Source organism: Reinekea marinisedimentorum (assembly GCF_004341165.1).
Lineage (GTDB): Bacteria > Pseudomonadota > Gammaproteobacteria > Pseudomonadales > Natronospirillaceae > Reinekea > Reinekea marinisedimentorum.
Map to the genome: position 1 here is coordinate 24,949 of NZ_SLZR01000009.1, position 23,132 is coordinate 48,080.

Genomic DNA, 23,132 nt, shown 5'->3' on the forward strand with positions numbered 1-23,132 from the left:
GGCTGACGTTTAATTGAAACCTAAATCTGTTTCGGTTTATTCACAACTTCCCGTAACGCTTGGCAGCGTATAAGAGCTGGTGAAGCTCGCCTGTAATCCCCAGGAGTAACTACTGCCTGCAGAAAGGTAGCTGCTCCACGATGGATTCGTTGCTGTATAGCTGGGTGCGCTGCCGCTTAATTCCGAGTTCCAGCTGTTGACGATTTCTGTGCCATCACTGTAGGTAACGTTGCTTGTCCAGCTGCTGATGGCTGAATCACCGTTATTGGTCACAGTAACGCTGCCTATATAGCCGCTGTTCCAGGAAGATTCAACGGCGTAACTGAAGCTGCAATCACCGGCGGTTGTATCCGTATCGCTGTCGCTATCAGAATCATTGTCTGTGTCTGTGTCTGTGTCTGTGTCTGTGTCTGTGTCTGTGTCTGTGTCTGTGTCGCTATCAGAATCGTTGTCGGAATCTTCGTCAGTATCCGAATCTGAGACATAATCGACATCATAAGCAATACTAATCAGCTCACTTGGGCAGCTCACTTCTTCGTATTCAAATTCCGGGTTGTCAGCAATTTCGAACCAATCAACAAACCAGTCGCAACCACTTTTTAAATCTTCCATACCGTCTTGGCTGAACACGCTCTCGCACTTGTTTTGTACGCAGCTTTTAAGTGAATCGGTATCGTCATAGCCGTAGGTAGCCTGACATTCTGTTAAGAAACCACCGTATTGCGCGCCCAGGTCGTCCGTTCCCCATTGAGTACTGGCTGCATCAAATGCACCGACACCGCCGCCGGGAATGAGTAAGTCAAATTGTTCACCGCCTACGTCGTAACCAATATTCGTCGCCATAACGATCATTTCTTTACCTTCGATCGCCATAGACCCTGAGTCGTAATCGTTGTATCGGCCAGTACCAGAGAAGGTGATTTTATAACAAGTGCCACAGCTTACACCTTCGGCAGAAACGGCCGCGTAACCATAAGACAAGGTATCACTGATCTCCTGGGGTGCCATATTCCAGGGGGTGTATGCGTCACCGCCATCACAGCTACTTGCTATGTAGTCGTAAGCGGTATCTAAGGGGTTTACTTCATTATCAACGTTGCAGGTTTTTACCGGATTGCCATCGGCATTTTCGTACCAGGCACAGTGTGGTTTGCAGCCATCCCAATAGCGGGTGGCGTAACCTTCGGCAGCAAAGACTGATTGGGCAGCGGCTGCTACATATAACAGCGCGCTATATTTTACGACTCGTTTTAACACATTGGATGCATTGAAGCTCATTTTCGTGCTCCTTCATTTGTTATCAATTTGATTTCTAATTAGAAGAGTGCTCACTCCTGCCAAAAAAATTTGAATTAAAAATTAAATGGGTTTTAATTCATGGCAGGAGCGAGCACTTGGTTTTTTACGTAATCCTGAGCGGGAATAATGAGCTCAAGTACAGCAAACTACTTTGCAAACTCAACCAGATCTGCAAAGAGTTTTAAGGGCACCTCTAAAGACTCTGATATGTCTCTGCGGAGCCTAAAAAGTTCAGCGGCAAGACGACGATGAGAAATCATAGTTACTCTATCTTTTGAAATCGTCAACGCAGGCGATGGGCTTTTTAGGCCCGCCCTCCGGGGTCTTCAGGAAAAACACCTGCCGTCGTTGCGATTCTTGCAAAGGTCACGACATTCGCTGCGAACCGCGCCTAGCCAGCTGTTTTTCCTGAAGGCCAGAGATATATCAGAGTCTTTAGAGGTGCCCTTAATTGGCTGTTAGCCAATAGTTTGAAATGTAATAAACCTTTTAGGCCCGGGGTGGCCTATAAAGCGCTGACAGTTTAGGAGGAATGCCAATAGAAGTTGAGGCGAAACATCTAAAAGTTGTATGTACTTCTTAATTTTTCATTTTTCTTTGGAATAATTTAGAGCCTAGACACACTTTATGGCCTCACAGATGCCATTTGTATCGTTGGTATTTAAAAACGTATGTTGATCGGAAACTTCTGTTTCAGTTGGAGGCAGGCACTTTAAATGTCGATTCGATCCATTGAGCTTTTTTACTGGTTCACAAAATCAAATGAAACTGATAACCGTTTTTTTATTTAAGCGCCCGATCACCGTTTTTTTATAGTTCTTGCAATAGCCTCTTCATGCTTTTTTAAAATTACCACAATAAATATTGCTCGTCCGTTTGAGGGCAAGGAAGAGGTGAATAATCATGAAATACCTTATTGCTCTTGGCTTTGTATCGGCGTTTTTCGCGGGTTGTAATGTAGAGTCATCAGAAACAATTTCGACTGAGTCTGATGCAGAGGCAGACGGAGCTATAAAATCAGTAGAGGCGTACAGCTCCGACTATGCAACTGAGATGGATCGGGCCAGTTGGGTGTTGACCGCATCTAGCAATAGTTCTGCGCTGTATTATGCGACCGATGGTGATGATTCTACCCGTTGGACAACAAAGGAAATAAAGGCCAACGATCAGTACATCGACATCGATTTTGGCGATAGCTACTACATTGACGGCGTCGTGCTCGATAGCTGGGAGAGCCCGCGCGATTACCCAGACGCCTACAGTGTTTATGTGTCAGAAAATGGCGCCGACTGGGGTGATCCGGTTGCCATCGGTATTGGTCAGTCGATCACCGAGATTAGTTTTGCCGCTGTTGATACCCGCTATTTGCGCATTCAACAAGAGGGTGTAAGTACCAAGTACTGGTGGTCAATTCATGAAATTTATGTCAGCGAACGAGAGGTTAGTGAGCTCGATTCCAGCAATTGGAGCCTGAGCGCTTCGAACAACAATGACGATGTCATCTACGCTATCGATGGCAGTACCAGTACACGCTGGACGACGGAAGAGTATCAAACAACAGGTCAATATTTTCAGGTTGATTTGGGTGCCTCTGAAACCTTCGATCGCATTGTGTTGAACTCTGAAAACAGCTCTGGCGATTACCCGAGAAATTACGCCCTCTATGTCTCAGATGATGGCAGTAGTTGGGAAACGGTTGTCTATAATGGTGCCGGTGATTCGGCAACCACGACCATTGATTTTCACGATCAAACCGCACGTTATCTGAAAATTGAGCAGCTGGGCAGCAGCGATGATCGCTGGTGGTCTATTCATGAATTGTCCATTTATGCCGATGCTGCCGACAGCGAAACCGGTAACACCGGTTGGACGACCCTTAGCTCTATAGATGAACTACGCGATGCTCTGGATGCCAGCAATGGAACCTATCGAATGGAACCAGGCACCTACACCTTTGATGATTTCGACCCGGACGGTAACGGCTGTACAGTGCTTTATATGGCCGGTGAAAATACGATGATTGATTTCACCGATGTCGTCATTGATATCCCTACCAGTTTGCTGGCCACCAACTACAGCTGCAGCGATGGCTGGTATCAGTCTATTTTGATTGAAGGTGATGGCAATACGCTGATCAATGGTAGCTTTATCAATACCTATCCGAATGGTGATCTGTTTGTTACAGATTTCAAAAGCCATAATGAAGACAGCGAACGCCGACCTTATAAGTCGAATACCTACATGCGCATCTGGGGTGATAACACCACGCTTAAAAATAACAGCATGATAGTCCGTGGTTCGTTCCCTTATGGTTATGGCGATATGTTTGGTAAGGGCAGTGGCAGCACCTATGGTTTGAAAAAGCATTGTGCGGTACTGGTCTCTGCAGACGATGTTGTTATTGATGGCTTCGATCTGACACAGCTTGCGTTTTGTCATGGTATTTTTATGCAGGGTTCAGATAACACCACTATTCGCAATACCACGGTTCAGGGGCGCGTGCGATTGGGTGCTGATATGTATCAGGATGGCGACGATTCGTTACCGGGTATGGTGGATTTTCTGCAACAGCAACCTACCTGGTACGAAGGCGATCCCATTGTTGAAGATCGCATGTACAACCTGACTGAAGACGGTATTCGTGCATACAGCAGCGGTACGAAAAAAGACGGGGAAACATACGATACCGGCAGCATCTATGTTGAGGAAAGCTCGGTCACTAATATGCGTAATTGTTTTGCCCTTGTGGCTGCGGATGAAGCGGAGCTGGAGGGTGTTACGGTCAAAGGTTGCGCGGAGAATGGCTATTCGGTGCCTTCGGGTAGTACTGTCAGTAATGCCTATGGTGATGCGGCCTATGCACCATTGATACAGATGCCCTACGGTAACGAAAGCAATATCAGTATGGATATCACATTGATTGAGCCGGGCTTTGCCAGCGGGCCTTATAAGTTTTCAAATATTGCAGGGTCTAATCACACCATTATTCTGCGAAACGATGGCAGTGAACCTAACGACAGCTTACCCATTCTTATTGGTTATGCCTGGGATCGCTGGGAAGACGATGAGGATAATCTGTATCGGAACGGTGCTAGTGGAATTACCTTGTATAACTACACTGAGCGCGACGTGGAGCTGACTGAGTATGCTGAAGACAATACTGTCTATACCCAAACAGATGTCACCGATAATGGCACAGGAAACCCGGTTCAGTAGCCAGCATGGAGAGGCAGATTTTAACGCCGGAATTTATACGAACATAGCCAGTTGCAACAGCTATGAGGTTAAGAAATCACCGCTTCATCTATGAGTTTGCTCTCTTTAATCAGAGTAAGGTAATTCGGTGGCCTTACTTGGAGGAACTCCGCAATACCTTTTGAAGTCCCGGCTGAATTTGGCCGGGCTTTAAGCATCAGTCTCTGGCCTGTCTGTAGCCAACTTTGCATAGGTGTCATTTAACAGTGGCCTTCAAGGGGGGGCAATGCAGATGCCGGCCTTATATTTGCAAATATATAACGAAATGCTGAGAATGGTTGCTGATATTTCAACCATCGGCTATTTGATTTCTAATTGTTCTTTATAAGTCATTGTTTTATAGGGTTTTTTATTCTCGAAGTGAGCGTTACTTGAGAGAGCTGTGTATAAGCCTGTTGTCGTTATGTTGACAATTATATGTCGCTAGTGGAGGCAACCTGACAATGCTTGAACGTTACATTTTATAATTTAGGCAAATATAAGGTTATTACTATGAAACTATTCAAACAGGTGTTGCTGGCAGCAGTATTTATGACCAGTCATTTGGCAATGGCAGGGGAGGTCAGCGTTGCGGTGGCTTCTAATTTTTATAAGCCACTATTACAGCTGGCTGAAGAGTTTGAACAGGCCACTGGCCACAAGGTTGCTGTCTCTGCGGGGTCTACGGGGGCGTTGTATGCTCAAATAAAGAATGGTGCACCCTTTGAGGTGTTTCTGGCTGCAGATCAGGCTCGCCCGGAAGCACTGGAAAAAGAAGACAAGGCGATTGCCGGGTCGCGGTTTACCTATGCCCAGGGTCAGTTAGCCTACTGGTCAATGCAGAAGGGTTTAGAGGCAGAAGAGGATTTTAAAAAGTCGCTTGCCGAGGTTGAGCATGTGGCCATCGCTAACCCCAAAAATGCCCCTTACGGTGCGGCAGCAATGGATGTTATGAACGAGCTGGGTGTTTACCAGCAAGCTGCAGAGAAATTGGTTGAAGGCAATAACATCGGGCAAACCTACCAATACGTCAGTTCTAAGACGGTCGAGGCTGGCTTTGTTGCGTTGTCGCAAATATATGTGGATGGCCGTGTGGCCGAGGGCAGTGCCTGGCTTGTTCCTTCAAGCTTGCATCGAGTGTTAAATCAGGACGCGATTTTATTAACAGATACTAACGACGTTGCCCGGGCGTTCCTGGATTTCTTACAGAGCGCCCCCGCAAAAGAAACCATCCGCAGCTTTGGTTATAAAATCTGATACGGCTTTGGCCACTCATCATTCGCTTCGGCTGATTTACCGGTGCATTGCAAGGAACCTCTATGTTCGATACGTATTTTACGGTCATTTGGTTAACCATTAAGTTAGCAACGGTTGTCACATTGGTTTTGTTATGTGTGGCGACACCGCTGGCTTGGTGGTTGTCGCAAACCCAGTCTCGATTCAAGCCGGTCGTGAGTGCTGTTTTTGCGGTGCCGCTGGTGTTGCCGCCGACGGTGATGGGCTTTTACCTGTTGTTGTTACTGGGGCCCAATGGCCCTGTTGGTCGGCTTTCGGAAATGATTGGTCTGGGTACTTTGCCGTTCAGCTTTACCGGTATTGCGATTGCCTGTGCGGTGCACTCTTTTCCTTTTGTCGTTCAGCCATTGCAAAACTCATTTGAAGCCATTGGTAAAAGGCCTTTGGAGGTTGCTGCCACGCTAGGTGCTTCTTCGTTTGATTGCTTTCGCAACGTCATTGTTCCGCTTGCACGTCCAGGGTTTATCACTGCGATTGTTATGGGCTTTTGTCATGCAATTGGTGAGTTTGGTGTGGTGCTGATGATCGGTGGCAACATCCCCGGTAAAACAAGGGTTCTGTCTGTCGAAATCTACAATCATGTTGAGGCTATGGAGTATGCACAGGCGCATTGGCTGGCCGGTGGCATGGTTGTGTTTTCCTTTATTGCGCTGCTGATTATCTATCTGGTGAATCAAAAGGCTGCTAACCGGAGTATTGCATGAGTCAGTTGAAGGGGTGTTTTAACGTCGACCGTGGCAACTTTCAGTTGTCGGTTGATTTTTCGTTGCCCGATAAAGGTGTCACGGCTTTCTTTGGCCCATCTGGTTCGGGGAAAACAACCTGTCTAAGAGCCATTGCCGGTTTGGAACGTTTGCCGGAAGGTTACTTCAGTATTGGTGATCAGGTTTGGCAGGATGAATCCAGGAATATCTTTGTGCCCGCCAACCAGCGTGAAATTGGTTATGTGTTTCAGGAGGCCAGCTTGTTTCCGCATTTAAATGTGGCGGAAAATCTTCAGTTTGGCTTTGTTCGATTGCCAAAAGATAAACAGAAAGTCCTGCCGGAATCCGTCATTGAGTTACTGAATATCGGGCCGCTATTGAACCGGCCACCGGCTTCACTTTCAGGTGGCGAGCGACAGCGGGTGGCCATCGCCCGTGCATTGTTACGGTCGCCCAGGCTCTTGTTAATGGATGAGCCCCTGTCGGCGTTAGACAGTCGCTTAAAAAGTGAAATTTTGCCGTATTTAGAAAACCTGCACCACGAGCTATCCATCCCGATTATCTATGTCAGCCATTCGCCGATGGAAGTGGCCCGGCTGGCCGACTACATCGTGATTCTCAAACAAGGCGGTATTCATTGTGAAGGCCCGCTGAAAGACATTATGGTAGACCCTCAGTTTGCAACACAGTTCGGTGATGGTGCGAGTACGCTGTTTGAAGGTTTCGTTTCAGCTCAGCGGGACGATTTAATTACCGAAGTAACGACCGAGAAAAGCACCGTGCTTAGGCTGACCCGTCGGCCGTTTGAGGTCAACGCACCTATTCGTTGTCGAATTTATGCCAGTGACGTCAGCCTATGCACCGAAAAACCGTCTCAGTCGAGTATTTTAAATATTTATCCGGGGCAGGTTTTCAGGATTGACCCAGGTGATCATGAAGGTGAATTCATTGTTACGGTCATTTTAAATAATGATCAGCGGCTGCTGGCGCAAATCTCGGGCTATTCACTGAATAAGCTCCAGCTTAAAGCTGGTTGTTCGGTTTGGGCGCAGGTGAAATCTGTTGCTGTTTTGTAGTGGTTAACAGAATCCATAGGGTTCCTGTAAACACATTAAGGGGTTGTCTATGAAGCTGAGCGCAAGAAATACCATAGCAGCAAAAGTATTGCGCATTAATGAAGGTGCGGTGAACGTAGAGGTGGTTATGGAGATTTCACCGGGGGTCGAAATCGTTTCTATTATTACCAAGCATGCCTTCGAAAACCTGAATCTGGAAGTTGGAGCTCAGGCCTACGCCGTGATCAAATCATCGAATGTTATGATTGCAACGGAATAGCGGGTGCGTCGAGTCTTGTTGTTACTCTGCTCTGTGAGTAGGGATGAGATGGTCAGAAAAATCAGGATCGGGATATGGCTAAAAAAAACAACCCAATGGGTGCAGCAAAACTCAGTTTTAGTGCAGATATAGGCCAGTTTCTAACGGATAATCGTATTCGATTATTGGATGCGATTGGTGAGTATGGATCGTTAAGCGCGGCCGCGCGCTCGCTGCCTATGTCTTATAAAGCGGCCTGGGATGCAGTGAATGCGATGAATAATATCTCAGATAAAGAGTTAGTCATTCGCTCCACCGGTGGGCGAAATGGCGGAGGCACGCAATTAACACCCTATGCGAAAAAGTTGATCAATATGTATCGTGCTATGGAGGTTGAATATCAGCGCAGCTTAGAACGCCTTCATCAGGCGATGGCGGATTCTTCCGAGGCCATGGATATTAATGACTTTCGTCGGCTGATGACTCGTTTGCATTTTAACAGCAGTGCCCGTAACCAGCTTCTGGGTGTGGTTAGTTCCATAACCATTGGAGCGGTCAGCGTTATTGTTGAGTTGAAAGTGGGTGACCGCCTGCATATTAGCGCAGCCATTCCAAAGGAGGCGGCGGAATCTCTTGATATTCAATATGGTCAAGAGTTACTGGCGGTGGTTAATTCATCACAGATGATTTTACATGCGAATGAAACGTTTAAGCTTTCCGCCGATAACCAGTTGAAGGGTATCGTTCGTCATATTCATCCGGGTGCGGTCTGCTCGGATATCAATGTTGAACTTTCCGATCAGAAGTCTCTCGATATCACGATTACCGAAGAAAGCTGCGCCGAACTTGGGCTGGTAATCGGTCAGCCTATTATCGTGAGCTTTAACGCATCCTCCGTCATTTTGTGCCGCTATGAATAATTCGTTTCGTCAGAGCTGACACCTTTTATGCGTATGAAATTTTATAGGCTGCTTGCTTTATCTGTCGCGTTACTAACGTTATGTTCCGCATGTTCGTTGCAAAAGCCTTCACATTCTATTGTTACGGTGACCTATGTTGAGTCGGTTGATGTTGGTATGGGCACAACGGTTCAGGCGGCCTATTCGAGTGAAGGGCATGTGCTGTTAACCTTTAAGGATGGTCATACTCAGTTGCTTAAACAGGCGGTCTCGGCCTCTGGCTCCCGGTATGTCGCCGAAGGGGTGGAATGGTGGGAGCATCAGGGTGAAGTGACTTACAAAATCAATGGCCAGCTCATTTTTATGGGGCAGCAGCGTTAGCGCCACCCTGTAGGTCACCTGATGCTCGATTGTTTGAATTAACAGTCCGATTGAATCTGTTGAAAACAGTAACGGTGCTTTAGGGCCTGCATGCAGGCCCCGAGTAATGTCATTTCTATTTCGCGACCGGCATCTTCAAATGCAGGCTTCGGTCTTCCGAGGGTGTTAAGCCATACTGGTTTCGGTAGGCGGTAGAAAAGTGCGCGCCCGATGAAAACCCGCAACTTAAGCCGATATCTGCAATGCTCTGGTTGCTGCCCAGTAATTTACTGCGCGCCTTTTCCAGACGAATGCGCAGGTAGTAGCGGCTGGGTACCGAGTTGAGAAACTTCTTGAACAGCCTTTCCAGCTGACGACGACTGATGTTGGCATGAAAGGCAATGTCATCGGTGGTCAGTGGCTCTTCAATATTGCTTTCCATTAAGGCTAACGCTTCGGCCAGTTTGGGCTGTTCGCTTTTGGTTTTTTCACTGAGCTGCTGATTCCCAGTCGCGCTCGCCATACCCAGCCGTTCATTCACAAAATGCTTAGAGATTGCCTCAGCGGTTTCGGCATTCACCTGCTTGGCAATCCACATCAGCATTAAATCGAGGCTGGCGCTGCCGCCTCGGCAGGTGAGCCTGTCTCGATCAATGCAGAACTGATCGTGTGACAGCAGCATGGCGTTGTTTTCTTTGATCAGTGCCTCATACGACAGGCAATGAACCACCGCGCGGTAGCCGTTCAGCAAGCCGGCTCTGGCCAGGGTGTAACTGCCGGAGGCAATACCGGCCAGGTTGCGTCCGCTGCGTTCGGTTAAAAATTGCTCCAACACGGCACAATGGGTGTGGCGCGCGGGTGTGGTACCGGCCACAACCCAGCTGTCTGCCTCGGGCGCATCGGCCAGTGAATAGTTGGTGTCCACCTGATTGCCCAGGCTGGAGGTGGTTTTTTGGTCGTGCAGTGACACGGTGAAAAACTCAAACAGAGTTTCGCCCACCAGTTCGTTGCACATGAGCAGAGGCTCCATCGCTGAAACATAGGTCATCGATGAATAACCGGGTAATAGAATGAATCCGATCGTATGTGGCACGTTGAAAATTCCTTCGAGGTAAACGTTGAAAAGTTATTCGGCTTTTTCGAACGTGCCTCGCCGGAGCAGCGTGCCTTGCTGCATCATCCACTGGCCTTTTGCCAGTACAGCGTTTAGCTGTAGAGTCTTTTCATCCAGCAATAGCAGGTCGGCATCGGCATTCACCGTAACGTTGCCTTTGCCTGTCAGCTTTAATATTCGCGCCGGGTTGGCGGTGATGGTTTTTAAGGCGGTGGTCAGGCTGATGTCCAGCTCATTAACGGCGGTGATCAGCTGATTGTGCAATGACGACATAGAGCCACACTTCAGGCTGGTCAGCTCACCCTGCGCATTAAACACCGGCAGGCTGGCATGGCCATCGGTACTGAAGGTAATGCGGTTTTCATCGGCACCGGCTTCCAGAGCCATTTTCAGTGCCTCGGCGCACAGTACTTCGCCGCCGGCGAGGATCTCCGGTGTGGTGCTGGCGGTGAAATCGATGGTGCCGCCCTGCAGGTTAAAGTCGATGCCCTGATCGAGCAGCGCGGCGTTGCGGTTAATGTGCGTCGGGTAAAAGGCATTCAGCGGAATGCTGCTGTTGTAGGCAACATCAAACAGTGGTGCGAGCATTTCGTCGCCCGCGCCGGTGTGAATACTGACAATGCCTGCCTTGTTCGAGCACATGCCGGCGACTCGGGCCTGTGACGCCAGTCTGGCCAGCTCCTGCCAGCTCATCTGGCTGCCGCGATGGTCGGCAATCGCCACTTCGCCGACACCGATGCATTCGTCTATCAGCATGATGTCTTGCTCAACAGATCCGGTGAGCGTCACCGTGGGGTAGTGGTAGTTGCCGGTGTAAAAATAGGCCGAAAGGCCCTCTTCTTTCAGTGCCTTCACCTTGGCCAGCAATTCTTTATGCGTGCGGCAGACGCCATCGGTGCCCAGCGCGCCGGTAACGGTGGTGACACCACCGAGGATGGCATCGGAAAGCTGCATCTCTGGTGTGCGCGTGGCAAAGCCGCCTTCGCCGCCACCGCCGGTTACATGCGTCAGAGTATCAACAAAGCCGGGGCACAGAATGCGCTGCTCACAATCAAACTCTTCGAATTGCACCGACGACGAAAGCCGGATGTTCGCATCGATGGCAATAATTCTACCGCCGGCAATCAGAACACTTTGCGTGCCCATAAATTCAGGAGCGTAGAGTTGAGCATTTTTCAGCAGCAGCAACGACATGCCATAACCTTATCGGGTAGTTCAGGTTCGAATGATCATAGCAGTCACATTGCCGTTGCCAAATAGCTTGCTGCTAATTACTGACATTTATTCGCTCGGGTGAAAAGTCAGAGCGTTGAGCATTTCCGGTGCGTGGGCATGATCGCAAAAAATACCGCTAACGCCCCATTGAAGTAACTCGCCAAAGCGCTCAGCGCTGTTCACCGTGTAGCAGTACAGCGGGTAGTGGCTGGCGTACTGTTTAGCCTGCTGTAGGGTTAACCGGCTTTGGCTACAGTGCACTGACACCGGCTGCAGCTGCTGTAACGACGCCGGTATGGTTTGCGGTAAGGTTTTAAACAGGGGGGCAATTTGCACGTTGTTATCCAGGTTTCGTAGCTGCGCGAGTGCCGCGTGGTTGAAGCTGGAGACCAGCAGCTGATTTGTCGGCAGGTCTGCGTGCTTCAGGGTTTCATAAACGGCCATTACCTGACGGTTCGTTTCAAGGTCATCGTTGATCTTGATTTCCAGGTTTAAACCCAGCTGCAGTTCGCTGACCAAGCTCAGCAGTTCATCCAGAAACAGCAGGGGTTCACCCTGAAATTCAGGATTGAACCAGCTGCCGGCATCCACCTGTTGCAGTTCTTTTCGGCCGATATCGGCCAGGCGAACATCGGGCTGACCGAAAAGGCGAAGATCGGGGTCATGCATGATCACCAGCGAGCCATCGCCCGCCATGGTGACGTCAATCTCGACCCATCCAATGCCATGATGTTTGGCAGCCAGGATGCTGGCACGGGTGTTTTCAGGGGCTTTGTCCGGTAAGCCGCGATGGCCAATGAGGGCAGGCATGGGTTGTGTCATGGTGTGTACTCACAGTTTGGGCGCTCAGTTCGCCCAGTTGTCGTTAGTGATCGCCGTGAGTACATGGTCTTCCCAGCGACCGTTGACCCGCAGGTATTTTTCTGCGAAGCCTTCTTTTCGGTAACCGGCTTTTTCCAGCACTCTGCCACTGGCGATGTTGTCTGGCCGGTAGTTAGCCATAATTCTGTGAAGGTTTAATGCATAGAAGCCAAAATCCGTAATTTCTTCAACGGCTTCGGTCATATAGCCGTTGCTCTGTTCATTTTCAGCCAGGCTGTAGCCCAGATAGCCGGCCTGAAAAGCACCGCGAACAATATTGCTGATACCGGCAACCCCGATCAGCCGGTTTTTAAGGTAGATAAAGAAGCGAACTTCAGTATCGCGATCCATATTGCTCAGCCATTGCTCGTAGACGTCTTCAACATCCTGTGCGGTGTTCGGCACAAAGCCGCCGCCTTGCAACAGGTGGTGATGGTTGTTCAGAAAGTACCGTACCAGCTCATAAATATTGATGTCGTTTATACCGACTATGCTCAGCCGCGGGGTGTTGAGTTTCAGTGAATATGCCATGATGCTTTCATCATTAAGGAGGTGTTTATGTGGAATACCAACGATCTTTACGACGAACTGGAAGAACAGCTGGCGGTGATGCCACCAATTTATCACAGCTTTGGCGGGAAGCGATGCTTCAGTGGCGAGGTGGAAACGGTACGTTGTTTTGAAGACAACTCACGGGTGAAGGAAGCCATGGCATCCGCTGGAAATGGCCGGGTGCTGGTGGTCGATGGCGGCGCTTCACTGCGCTGTGCGCTGATCGGCGACATGATTGCCGAATCGGGCATGAGTAACGGCTGGTCCGGCATTCTGGTGCATGGCTGTTGCCGCGATGTGCATGAGTTGCAGCGGATGAATTTTGGTGTGCGGGCGCTGGCCTCCACGCCACGAAAGTCAGTGCGTAAAGGGCAGGGTGAAGCCGGTATCGAAATTGAAATAGACGGCATCAGCATCAAGCCCGGTATGTGGCTCTACGCCGATGAAACCGGCATCGTGATAGCGCCACACCAGGTTGCTTAAACCGAATTAGCCGCGGCTGCGCTGGGCAATAACGACCCCGAAGATGATCAGCCCCAGTCCAAAAAAGGTTTGCAGCTGCAGCGGCTCGCCCAGCACCAGATGAATCAGAAACAGGCTGATAAAGGGTGACAGGAAAATCAGCGAGCCGATGCGCGCCGTGTTGCTGGTGTGCTGCAGTGCCAGCTGCCAGAACACAAAGGTGATGCCCATTTCAAACAGGCCGATGTAGGTAACGCTGGCAATCGCCGGCAGGCTCCAGTCGAGCGGCTGGTGGTTAAACAGCATCAGCACAATGAACAGCATGGGCGTTGCGATGAGGAAATTCTGAAACAGCCCGATCATTGGGTCTTGTTTGTTGCGGGTATTCAGCAGCCAGTAACCGGCCCAGAACAGGGTGGAAATCAACGCCAGCGCGATGCCAAACATATCCAGTGAGCCGGTCACATTTTTGCCCGCCAGCGAGATCACCACCACACCACCATAGCCAATCAGCAGGCCGACAAAGGCACCTATGCGCAGCTTCTGTTTCAGCACCGGGATGCTCAGCAGCGCCAGAGTAATCGCCCAGGTGTAGTTGATCGGCTGCGCCACCTGTGCGGGCAGACGGCGGTAACATTCAAACAGAATCAGGTAGTAGATCAGCGGGTTTATAGAACCCAGCAGCAGCCGCTGTTTCCAGTGCGCCGGTAATGTTGTCAGCGCAGTCGACAGCTTTTTCTGCTGCGCCAGCAGGGCGGTCAGGGTGAGCAGTGAAACAACGGCGGCACCGGTCAGCAGTGAAATAACAGAATGGTACTGCAGGGCGACCTTGAAGGCAGTGGCCACAGTGGACCACAGCAGCACCGCCAGCAAGGCAAAGATGAGGGCTTTTTGTTCAGATTTCATTCGCTGTTCGCAACGGTCTAAAGCGCTGCAGGCTATCGCAACCTGAGCGCTTTAGAAAGAGGCTTTTAGCTAGAACTGAGCCTCCAGATACAAACCGGACGACAGCTGGTCGACGCCTTCCTGATCGAGGAACTTCCAGGTAAACATCCAGCCGACATTGATGCCCGGGCTCATGTTGGTCTTAAAGTTGATGGTAGCCTGCAGGTAGTCTTCCGATTCAAAACTGGTACTGGTGCAGGTGCTGCAATTATCCGGATCCACCGTGGTGCTGTAGTCTTCGGTGTTGACGTAATAGAGCATGTTTTCAATGGTGAAGCGGTTGTCGTCAAACATTCGGTAACCGATACCCAAGCCAAAGGTGTCGTAGCTGCCGTCGTTCTTGACGTTGTCGTTGCTATTGGCAATACCCACGGTATCTTCACCGATAAACAGGCCGGCACCGATACGGTTCTGGTGCCAAATGCCCATGCCGAAGCGGTTGCTGCTGATGGCCAGATCGTCCGCCGAGGCCTCTTCATTGCCATCAAAAGTAAACGAAAGCGTAAAGCTGAGCGGTTTCTCCTGCTCTTTCACGGCGACCTTTTCCGGCTGATAAGGAACAATCTTGCGGGCGCTGGTTTTTGGCCGTGGCGCGTAAGGCTGAATCTTCACCTTGGCCGGTGTCTCTGAGCGGGCACTGACCACATCAAAATAGAAGGTGCCGTTGGCGGTCATCTTCAGCTGGCCGTTGGTGTAGCTGTCGCGCTGACTGCCGCTGAAATCACGGTAAACCAGGCGATAGGCCGGGCTGTTGGCGTATTGCTGATCTAACGTGTCATACAGGTCGGCTTTGGCCTGATCGACGATATCAAACCAACAGACATCACCCTTGCGTTCATCGGCGCAATAGCTGATGTAGTTGCCGTCGATAGCCTGCTCTGAACCGATCTTCAGTGTTTTGCTGATTTCAGCACGCCAGGTGCCTTCAAAGCGGCAGCTGGTCAGGCCAGCATCGGTCAGGGTTCGTTGCTCGTTCTGGCGAATAAGCAGCGCCACGTAATGCGGGTTGCTGTTGTTAATTGTAAAGTGTTGTTTAATTTCATTAAGAGCTTTGTCTTCTGCTTTAATAAAGGCACTATTGCAGGCGGCATAGGCGTCTTTATGAGTACTGACCGCATTGCTGGAAACCTCAAACGGACTTGTTTGGGCCATTGAGAACTGTAGCCCACCCAGGCAGGTGAGCCCCGTCAACGCGATTAATTGGGTTGGTTTTCTCATGTCGGTCTCCTACTGACCAGAATCACTGTAGCATTATAAGCTGAATACCCGATGAACGGCTCTATAGCTGGGTATCAGACGTTTTTATGAGATTGATCCGGTTGCTCTATCTAAGCATTTTATGTTTGTGATTTCACAGGCTTTACCTGTTTCCGGCTTACATCTTTAACGCGTAAACAGAGTACCGGAAATAGCTGCAATCAGTGTTAAGCCAGCGTGGATAAATACTGATCATTTTATGCAGAATGATTGAGCGTAATTTCGCTGAGTGTGATTCAAGTCAATTTTCCGTTTTGTAATTTTCTTACAATTTCCCTCGTCAGCAGAAAGAAAGAATTACAAACTATTTTGATCGTGGTTCTGATGCATAAAAAATAAGTATCACGACCAAAATAAACTAAGCTCCACATTCGACACACTGCCCACTTATTTAAAAACATTACAAGGGCAGATGGGCAAAGTTAGTACCGTTTTCTAATCTCGGAGGTAATAACCAATGACTGATAAAAGCAATGCAGCCTTAGATGGCCTAAATGCAATGGTCGCTCGTGTAAAAGCAGCTCAAGCTGAGTTCGCGACTTACACACAGGAACAGGTTGATGCAATTTTCCGCGCTGCTTCTCTGGCAGCTAACCAGGCGCGTATCCCGCTGGCACAGCAAGCTGTTGCCGAGTCTGGTATGGGCATCGTCGAAGACAAAGTAATCAAAAACCACTTCGCTTCTGAATTCATCTACAACAAGTACAAAGACGAAAAGACTTGTGGAATTCTGGAAGAAGACGACAACCTGGGCACTTTCACTATCGCTGAGCCTGTGGGCATCATCTGCGGTATCGTTCCAACCACTAACCCAACGTCTACTGCGATCTTCAAATCTCTGATCTCCCTGAAGACCCGTAACGGCATTATCTTCTCGCCACACCCACGCGCTAAAAACTCCACTAACGACGCTGCTAAGCTGGTTCTGGATGCTGCCGTTGCTGCCGGTGCACCTAAAGACATCATCGGCTGGATCGAAGAGCCATCTGTTGAACTGTCTAACGCGCTGATGAAGCACGAAGACATCTCTCTGATCCTTGCGACCGGTGGTCCGGGCATGGTTAAGGCTGCTTACTCTTCCGGTAAACCAGCCATCGGTGTGGGTGCGGGTAACGTACCTGTTGTTATCGACGAAACGGCTGACGTTAAGCGTGCCGTTGCATCGGTACTGATGTCTAAAACATTCGACAACGGCGTTGTCTGTGCTTCTGAGCAGGCTGTTATTGTTCACGATGCCGTCTATGACGAAGTTAAAGAGCGTTTCGCTTCTCACAAAGGCTATGTTCTGTCTAAAGCAGAAGCCGACAAGGTTCGTAAAACGATCTTTAAAGATGGCGCTCTGAACGCCGCTATCGTTGGTCAGCCAGCAACCAAAATTGCTGAAATGGCCGGTGTTAAAGTACCTGCCGATACCAAGATTCTGGTCGGTGAAGGTGATCGTGTTCGTGGTGAAGACGAATTCGCACACGAAAAACTGTCTCCGGTTCTGGGTATGTTCCGCGCTTCTTCTTTCGAAGATGCCGTTGATCAGGCTGTGACCATGGTTGAGATCGGTGGTATCGGTCACACCTCGGGTATTTACACCAACCAGGACGTTAACGAAGACCGCATCCGTTACTTCGGCGACAAGATGAAGACCGCCCGTATTCTGGTCAACATCCCAACCACGCACGGTGGTATCGGTGACCTGTACAACTTCAACGTTGCTCCTTCTCTGACCCTGGGCTGTGGCTCATGGGGTGGTAACTCTATCTCTGAAAACGTTGGTCCTAAGCACCTGATCAACAAGAAGACCGTTGCTAAGAGGGCTGAAAACATGTTGTGGCACAAACTTCCTAAGTCTATCTACTTCCGTCGTGGCAGCCTGCCAATCGCAATGACTGATCTGGAAGGCAAGAAGCGCGCATTCCTGGTAACGGACCGCTTCCTGTTCAACAACGGTTATGCCGATGACCTGGTTAACATGCTGAAATCACAGGGTATGGAAGTTCAGGTATTCTTCGATGTTGAAGCTGACCCAACACTGTCTGTTGTACGCAAGGGCGCAGAAATGATGCAGAGCTACCAGCCTGACGTTATTCTGGCTCTGGGTGGCGGTTCTCCAATGGACGCTGCGAAAATCATGTGGGTCATGTACGAGCATCCAGAAACTGCCTTCGAAGAACTGGCAATGCGCTTCATGGATATCCGTAAGCGTATCTACAAGTTCCCTAAAATGGGTAAGAAAGCGGAACTGGTGTGTATCACAACCACCTCCGGTACCGGTTCTGAAGTAACGCCTTTCGCGGTTGTTACCGATGACGAGACTGGCGCGAAATACCCACTGGCTGACTACGAGCTGACACCACAAATGGCGGTTGTTGATGCCAACCTGGTGATGAACATGCCTAAGTCGCTGACTGCCTTCGGTGGTTACGATGCGGTTACTCACGCTCTGGAAGCTTACGTATCTGTTCTGGCGAACGAATACTCTGACGGTCAGGCTCTGCAGGCACTTAAGCTGCTGAAAGAATACCTGCCTTCAAGCTACGCGAACGGCGCGAACGATCCTATCGCTCGTGAAAAAGTTCACAACGCTGCGACCATCGCTGGTATCGCGTTTGCGAACGCTTTCCTGGGTGTATGTCACTCAATGGCGCACAAGATCGGTGCTGAGTTCCACGTACCGCACGGTCTGGCGAACGCACTGTTGATCGCGAACGTTGTTCGTTACAACGCTAACGACAACCCATCCAAGCAGACTGCATTCTCTCAGTACGACCGTCCACAGGCACGTCGTCGTTACGCTGAAGTTGCAGAACACCTGGGTCTGGCTCAGCCGGGCGACCGCACTGCTCAGAAGATCGAGCGTCTGCTGTCATGGCTGGACGAGCTGAAAGACAACCTGGACATTCCTAAGTCAATTCAGGAAGCCGGTGTTGCTGAAGCAGACTTCATGGCCAAGGTTGACGAGCTGTCTGTAGATGCGTTCGACGATCAGTGTACAGGTGCTAACCCACGTTACCCTCTGATCTCTGAGCTGAAAGACGTTCTGATTGCTTCTTACTACGGTAAGCCATACGTTGAAGGTGAAACCTTCGAAGGCACCACTGTAATCAAGAAGAAAGCAGACCAGAAACCAGCTGCTAAGAAGTAATTCGGGATAAATTAGTAATTCTTCATTTCCCTGAGTTAGGGCGCTGCTAAGGCAGAGCCCGTTTTTGAAGCCTGCACAGTGCAGGCTTTTTTTATGCCCCGGGGTTTTAAAGCATGACCTGCAGCATCAGGATTTTCAGCGCAGGGCTGGGGTTCTGGGAGTGAATGGTTTACTCTTTAACGCTATATAAAAAACCTCAAGAATTAAGGATATCGCTATGCGAATTCAAGCCGTTCGATATGCGTTAATGCTGCTTGCCAGCGTTTTTCTACTGCAGGGTTGTGCCTCCTTTGGCTCCAAAGACCTGACCGAATACGGCCGTCTGGTGATCGTCGCCGATGCCAGCATAACCGGTGGTGGCTCTCAGCCGCTATGGGATTACAAGCTGTGGGCGAAGCACCGCGATACCGAAAAACTGGAAATCATTCCGGTGACCGTGAAGAACAACATGGTGATGGCGGTTTCTCTGCCGATGCCGGCCGGTGAATACGATATCGTCCACTGGCGTTGGGATACCGATGACTACTCACTGGATTTACCGGCCCAGCCGAAGCTGGAAGGTGAGTTTGAAATCTTCCCGCAGACCGCAACTGTGCTCGATAAAAGCCTGAAGATAACCATTCACTCGGATACCCAGGAGTCTGAATTTATTCAGCAGCAGACGGCCTTTACCGCTGAAGAGTTTGCCGCGCTGGTGGCCCGCAACAAAAAGCTGCAGGGTTTGGAGTTCTACTGGACCCGCACCAAGGATTTCGTCTGGACCCATAAGGTGCTTTTTTGACGGCCCGGTGATTAGATTCCACCCGTCCAGTCAACCCTGATACAACTCCATTATTGACCACCAGTGCCTTCTGTTCTGAAGGCACTCTTGTTTCTGGCTTACCGAAAAATAACCGCCTTTACCTGAAACTGGCGCGGATTTTTAGCGGCGCTCCCCCCATTTTTTAAAGCGCTGCTAGACTGAAAATTAAACAGGTAACAGGACACGTCATGAATGAACTCAGTGCTGCGGCCTCTAAGGCGGCGAACAGCATTTCCAGCCGAATCCGCAAGGGCGAAGTGGTGGTGCCGCTTCTGCCGGAAGTTGCCAGAAAGGTTCTGGAGGTTGCCAACGATGCCGATTCCGATGCCTCTCAGCTTGCCAAAATTATTCAGAGCGACCAGTCGATGGCGGCTCATATCCTGCGTATTGCCAACTCGCCCGCCTACACCCCGGCGGGCAACATCACCTCGCTGCAACAGGCCATCAGCCGGTTGGGCATGCAGGCCATGGTCGAGGTGGCCATTGCTGCCAGCGTCAATGCCAATATGTTCCATGCACCGGGGTATGAACAGCATATCCAGTCCATTCTGGAGGGTTCTCTGCTGACCGGGCTTTGGGCCAAAGAGGTTGCCCGGGTCAGCCGCCGCAATGTTGAAGCGGCGTTTTTGTGTGGCCTGCTGCATAACATCGGCCGGCCTATGGTGCTGCAGTGGTTGTCTGAAATGAACACCGGGCTCAGCGAGCAGGAAATCCTCTCGGTGGAGAGTGCCCTGCTGCTGGAGGCCAATTACGCAGTTGTTGAAAAGTGGGGCTTGCCCGAGATTGTTCTGCGCGGGGTTTGTGAATATTCCGGGCCGCTGGAAGACGTGCCAGAAGCCGGGCTTCTGGTGCGGGCCGGGCAGCTGTTTGCCAGTTGGATGCTGGCCGAGAGAGATAAAAAGCTGGAAGACAACACCGAGCACGGTGGTGTGCTGGCGCTGCTAACGCTCTATTCAGCAGAGATAGAAAAGCTCAAAGAAAAGGTGGATGACGTGGTTCAGTCCAGGGAGGCGATGCGGGTATGATGCACTACGATGTGGTTGTCATCGGCAGTGGTCCGGCCGGGCAAAAGGCGGCGGTACAGGCGGCGAAATCCGGCCGAACAGTGTGTGTGGTTGAGCAGGAAGGCAGAATCGGCGGTGCCAGTGTTATTCGTGGTGCCTTGCCGACGAAAATCCTGCGTGAAAATGCCATGCGCCTAGCGCAGTTTAAACAGTTTCCGGAGCTGAATGCCTTCAGCGCGCAGGTGGATACCGATATGCCCAGCCTGGTCAACCGTATGGAAGCGGTGATTGGTGCTCACAGCCAGCTGATCGAAAACCAGACCAACCGTAACTTAATTTCCAGAATTCCCGGTCGCGCCTCATTCAAGGGGCGCTACGATGTTCATGTCGAACGGGTTAAAGGTCAGCCGGTTGATCTGCAGGCTCGGGTGGTTGTCATTGCCTGCGGCTCGGTGCCGGTTGAAGAGACCAATATTCAGGTCGATCACGAGTTTATTTTCGATGCCGAGTCGATTCTCAATGTGCTTTACCTGCCAAAATCATTGGCTGTGATTGGCGACGATATCCACTCCTGTGAATACGCCTCGATATTTCAGTCGTTAGGGGTCGAGGTGACTCTGATCAGCTCGCGCCCGCAGCCGCTGCATTCGCTCGATCACGATGTACAAAAGCAGTTTCTGGATAATTTCAAAACCATGGGTGGCCGCTGGCTGGGCAATCGCAAGGTGCTGAGCGCAGCGCCAGACGCCCGCGGCAAGGTGGTTGTCGAGCTGGAAGATGATGAGCCGGTGGAGGCCGAAAAGGCATTGGCGTCGTTAAAACGCCGGGCTAACATCGGGCACCTGAACCTCACTGAGGTGGGGGTAGAGCTGACCGAAGATCAGTTCATACGGGTCAATGGCTTGCTGCAAACCAGTGTTTCCAACATCTTTGCCGCCGGTGATTGTATCGGCTCAATGAATCTGGTGTCGGTTTCTATGGAACAGGGGCGTCAGGCGATCTGCAACGCCTTCAGGTTGCCCGGTTCGGCCGAAAACACTCTGGTGCCCAAGGTGGTTTATGCCATCCCCGAAGCATCATCGATCGGCTTAACCGAGCACGAAGCCGCGGCTCGCTACCGTAGTGTGATTGTCGGTACGGCCCGGTTCAGTGAAGTAGTGCGGGGCCAGATCAGCGGTGGTCAGGAAGGCTTTCTGAAAATCGTCTGCGATGATGCCGGTGAGCGGGTGCTGGGTGTGCATATCATCGGTGAGAATGCGGCCGAACTGATTCACATCGGGCAGATGGCGATTCTTAATGAAAATACCGTTGAGATTTTTATCGAAAGCAACTTCAACTTCCCGACCCTGGCAGAGGCATACCGCATCGCCGCGCTGGATGTGCTCCATCAGCGCCTGAAGCTGCAGGATGCCTACTGACCGGCAGGCCGGTAATCTTTTTGGGGCAGCCGAATAACAAAGCTCGCCCCTGTTCCCGAAGTATTGTTTTCCACATGAATGGTTCCGTGCAGTGAACGGGTTACCAGGCTGTGAGCCAGCGCTAAACCAATGCCGTTGTTCTGGCTCAGGCGGGTGGAATAAAAGGCTTCAAATATCTTCCGGTGACTGCTTTCGTCAATACCGACGCCATCATCAGAAAACCTGACTATATAGTGCTGATCTTTGTATTCGCCCTCTACGGTAATGTTGCCCGACTCGCCCTCGGTAATGGCATGGTGGTACACATTATTGGCCAGCACGGAAATAACGGTGACCCAGTCGTTTGGGTTGGCAAAGGCCACGATTGACGGGTCCAGCTTATTCTCCAGGCGGATGTTGTTGATTGATTCCGCATGCAGCGACATGTTCACCGCATCGGTCACAATCTTCGCCAGGTTGAAGTCGCAGATATCGCCGTTGTTCTTATCGGAAACCAACTGCTTAACAGATTCGATCAGCGAAGAGGCCTTGCTGACGCTGCGCTTAATAACGTAGGTTGCGTCACGCACCTCCTGCAGTGTGTTTTCCAGTGCGGAAACCGTCAGCGTGGCGTTTTGCTGGTGCTTTTCGGTATCGTTGGCTGCGTCGGTGAGTATCGAGGCCGAGGTTTGTATATTGCCCAGTGGCGTATTCAGCTGGTGAGAAATGCCGCGCAACAGCGCCGTCAGTGCTTCATGCTTTTCGTTCTGGATGGCAATGCCCTGAAACAGCTGCAACTGCTCACGGGCACGCCGTTCGTTCTCGGCGGCCAGCTCAAAGGCCTCTTTTAAGCGGACCTCTTCGGTGATATCGACCATCACCGTCAGCGCGCAGTACTCACCCTTAAAGCTGAGCCGACGGTCCTGCACCTTCAACCAGATGACTTCGCCGTTCAGCCTTTGGGTCTTGATGGTCATCGGCTCTGATTCGCCGGTTACCATGGTTTGCCGATAGCGTTCGAGCGCCGTTTTATGAAGTTTTTCCGGTATGAGTTCCATAATGGACTCCAACTTCATGAATTCCTGAGTACAGCTAAAGCCAAACAGTTGGGCATAAGCATCGGTGATGTAGATTGGCTTAAAGTCTTTGTGAATCTGAATAATTAATCCGGTAAGACTACCCAAGGCTTCTATAAAGTCGGTACTGGAAATGTCGGTTTTATCCATAACGGGGCCTGAGTGCTGCAAAGTAAATTCGCTGTATGTCAGTTAAGGCTATAAG

General features: G+C 50.4%; 20 protein-coding genes. 12 read left to right on the top strand and 8 right to left on the bottom strand.

Annotated features, from left to right (window positions below; translation table 11 throughout):
• Positions 1 to 36: 36 nt before the first annotated feature.
• Positions 37 to 1,278 (bottom strand): cellulose binding domain-containing protein, encoded by a 1,242-nt coding sequence (locus BCF53_RS11205; protein WP_132701826.1) that lies wholly within the window; start codon positions 1,276 to 1,278, stop codon positions 37 to 39.
• 924 nt (positions 1,279 to 2,202) lie between these two features.
• Here BCF53_RS11205 and BCF53_RS11210 point away from each other — a divergent pair.
• The 7 genes from BCF53_RS11210 to BCF53_RS11240 all read left to right on the top strand — a co-directional run bounded on the left by BCF53_RS11210 (position 2,203) and on the right by BCF53_RS11240 (position 9,127).
• The gene (locus tag BCF53_RS11210) at positions 2,203 to 4,515 is read left to right on the top strand and encodes a discoidin domain-containing protein (protein WP_132701827.1); all 2,313 of its coding nucleotides are present in this window, start codon (positions 2,203 to 2,205) and stop codon (positions 4,513 to 4,515) included.
• A gap of 531 nt (positions 4,516 to 5,046) precedes the next feature.
• Positions 5,047 to 5,790: a molybdate ABC transporter substrate-binding protein gene (modA, locus tag BCF53_RS11215; RefSeq protein WP_132701828.1), complete on the top strand. Its 744-nt coding sequence runs from the start codon at positions 5,047 to 5,049 to the stop codon at positions 5,788 to 5,790.
• A gap of 62 nt (positions 5,791 to 5,852) precedes the next feature.
• Entirely contained in the window at positions 5,853 to 6,533 is a 681-nt protein-coding gene (gene modB / locus BCF53_RS11220) for a molybdate ABC transporter permease subunit (RefSeq protein ID WP_132701829.1), read from the top strand.
• Positions 6,530 to 7,609: a molybdenum ABC transporter ATP-binding protein gene (gene modC, locus BCF53_RS11225; protein ID WP_132701830.1), complete on the top strand. Its 1,080-nt coding sequence runs from the start codon at positions 6,530 to 6,532 to the stop codon at positions 7,607 to 7,609. Before modB ends, modC begins: the two co-directional genes overlap by 4 nt.
• A 49-nt stretch (positions 7,610 to 7,658) precedes the next feature.
• Positions 7,659 to 7,868 (top strand): TOBE domain-containing protein, encoded by a 210-nt coding sequence (locus BCF53_RS11230; protein ID WP_132701831.1) that lies wholly within the window; start codon positions 7,659 to 7,661, stop codon positions 7,866 to 7,868.
• A gap of 74 nt (positions 7,869 to 7,942) precedes the next feature.
• Positions 7,943 to 8,767, top strand: a complete 825-nt coding sequence (locus BCF53_RS11235) for a TOBE domain-containing protein (protein ID WP_132701832.1) — start codon at positions 7,943 to 7,945, stop codon at positions 8,765 to 8,767.
• Between the two features lie 96 nt (positions 8,768 to 8,863).
• On the top strand, positions 8,864 to 9,127 hold the full coding sequence (locus BCF53_RS11240; protein ID WP_165901894.1) for an MliC family protein: 264 nt from the start codon (positions 8,864 to 8,866) through the stop codon (positions 9,125 to 9,127).
• 115 nt (positions 9,128 to 9,242) lie between these two features.
• Here the strand turns inward: BCF53_RS11240 and BCF53_RS11245 are convergent, their stop codons facing one another.
• The 4 genes from BCF53_RS11245 to BCF53_RS11260 form a co-directional block, all read right to left on the bottom strand.
• A complete protein-coding gene (locus tag BCF53_RS11245; RefSeq protein WP_132701834.1) occupies positions 9,243 to 10,199 on the bottom strand; it encodes a GlxA family transcriptional regulator in 957 nt (318 codons plus the stop codon).
• A gap of 33 nt (positions 10,200 to 10,232) precedes the next feature.
• Positions 10,233 to 11,414 (bottom strand): beta-aspartyl-peptidase, encoded by a 1,182-nt coding sequence (gene iadA, locus BCF53_RS11250; RefSeq protein WP_132701835.1) that lies wholly within the window; start codon positions 11,412 to 11,414, stop codon positions 10,233 to 10,235.
• 87 nt (positions 11,415 to 11,501) lie between these two features.
• On the bottom strand, positions 11,502 to 12,245 hold the full coding sequence (locus BCF53_RS11255; RefSeq protein ID WP_165901895.1) for a glycerophosphodiester phosphodiesterase family protein: 744 nt from the start codon (positions 12,243 to 12,245) through the stop codon (positions 11,502 to 11,504).
• A gap of 36 nt (positions 12,246 to 12,281) precedes the next feature.
• Entirely contained in the window at positions 12,282 to 12,827 is a 546-nt protein-coding gene (locus BCF53_RS11260; RefSeq protein WP_132701837.1) for a GNAT family N-acetyltransferase, read from the bottom strand.
• A gap of 27 nt (positions 12,828 to 12,854) precedes the next feature.
• Between BCF53_RS11260 and rraA the strand changes: the two genes are divergently transcribed.
• Positions 12,855 to 13,331 carry a ribonuclease E activity regulator RraA gene (rraA, locus tag BCF53_RS11265; RefSeq protein ID WP_132701838.1) on the top strand — a complete coding sequence of 159 codons (477 nt, stop codon included), beginning with the start codon at positions 12,855 to 12,857 and terminating at the stop codon, positions 13,329 to 13,331.
• A 6-nt stretch (positions 13,332 to 13,337) separates the two neighbouring features.
• Here rraA and BCF53_RS11270 read toward each other — a convergent pair whose 3' ends face one another.
• A complete protein-coding gene (locus BCF53_RS11270) occupies positions 13,338 to 14,216 on the bottom strand; it encodes a DMT family transporter (RefSeq protein ID WP_132701839.1) in 879 nt (292 codons plus the stop codon).
• A gap of 69 nt (positions 14,217 to 14,285) precedes the next feature.
• Positions 14,286 to 15,473, bottom strand: a complete 1,188-nt coding sequence (locus tag BCF53_RS11275; RefSeq protein WP_132701840.1) for a hypothetical protein — start codon at positions 15,471 to 15,473, stop codon at positions 14,286 to 14,288.
• A gap of 496 nt (positions 15,474 to 15,969) precedes the next feature.
• Here BCF53_RS11275 and adhE point away from each other — a divergent pair, with 496 nt between their 5' ends.
• The 4 genes from adhE to BCF53_RS11295 all read left to right on the top strand — a co-directional run bounded on the left by adhE (position 15,970) and on the right by BCF53_RS11295 (position 21,872).
• A complete protein-coding gene (gene adhE, locus BCF53_RS11280; protein WP_132701841.1) occupies positions 15,970 to 18,648 on the top strand; it encodes a bifunctional acetaldehyde-CoA/alcohol dehydrogenase in 2,679 nt (892 codons plus the stop codon).
• 217 nt (positions 18,649 to 18,865) lie between these two features.
• The gene (locus BCF53_RS11285) at positions 18,866 to 19,429 is read left to right on the top strand and encodes a hypothetical protein (RefSeq protein ID WP_132701842.1); all 564 of its coding nucleotides are present in this window, start codon (positions 18,866 to 18,868) and stop codon (positions 19,427 to 19,429) included.
• A gap of 209 nt (positions 19,430 to 19,638) precedes the next feature.
• On the top strand, positions 19,639 to 20,475 hold the full coding sequence (locus BCF53_RS11290) for an HDOD domain-containing protein (RefSeq protein ID WP_132701843.1): 837 nt from the start codon (positions 19,639 to 19,641) through the stop codon (positions 20,473 to 20,475).
• Positions 20,472 to 21,872 carry an FAD-dependent oxidoreductase gene (locus BCF53_RS11295; protein WP_132701844.1) on the top strand — a complete coding sequence of 467 codons (1,401 nt, stop codon included), beginning with the start codon at positions 20,472 to 20,474 and terminating at the stop codon, positions 21,870 to 21,872. The genes BCF53_RS11290 and BCF53_RS11295 overlap by 4 nt, the downstream gene beginning before the upstream one ends.
• On the opposite strand, the gene BCF53_RS11300 is transcribed toward BCF53_RS11295, so the two are convergent.
• A complete protein-coding gene (locus tag BCF53_RS11300; RefSeq protein WP_132701845.1) occupies positions 21,866 to 23,077 on the bottom strand; it encodes a PAS domain-containing sensor histidine kinase in 1,212 nt (403 codons plus the stop codon). The genes BCF53_RS11295 and BCF53_RS11300 overlap by 7 nt on opposite strands.
• Positions 23,078 to 23,132 lie beyond the last annotated feature (55 nt).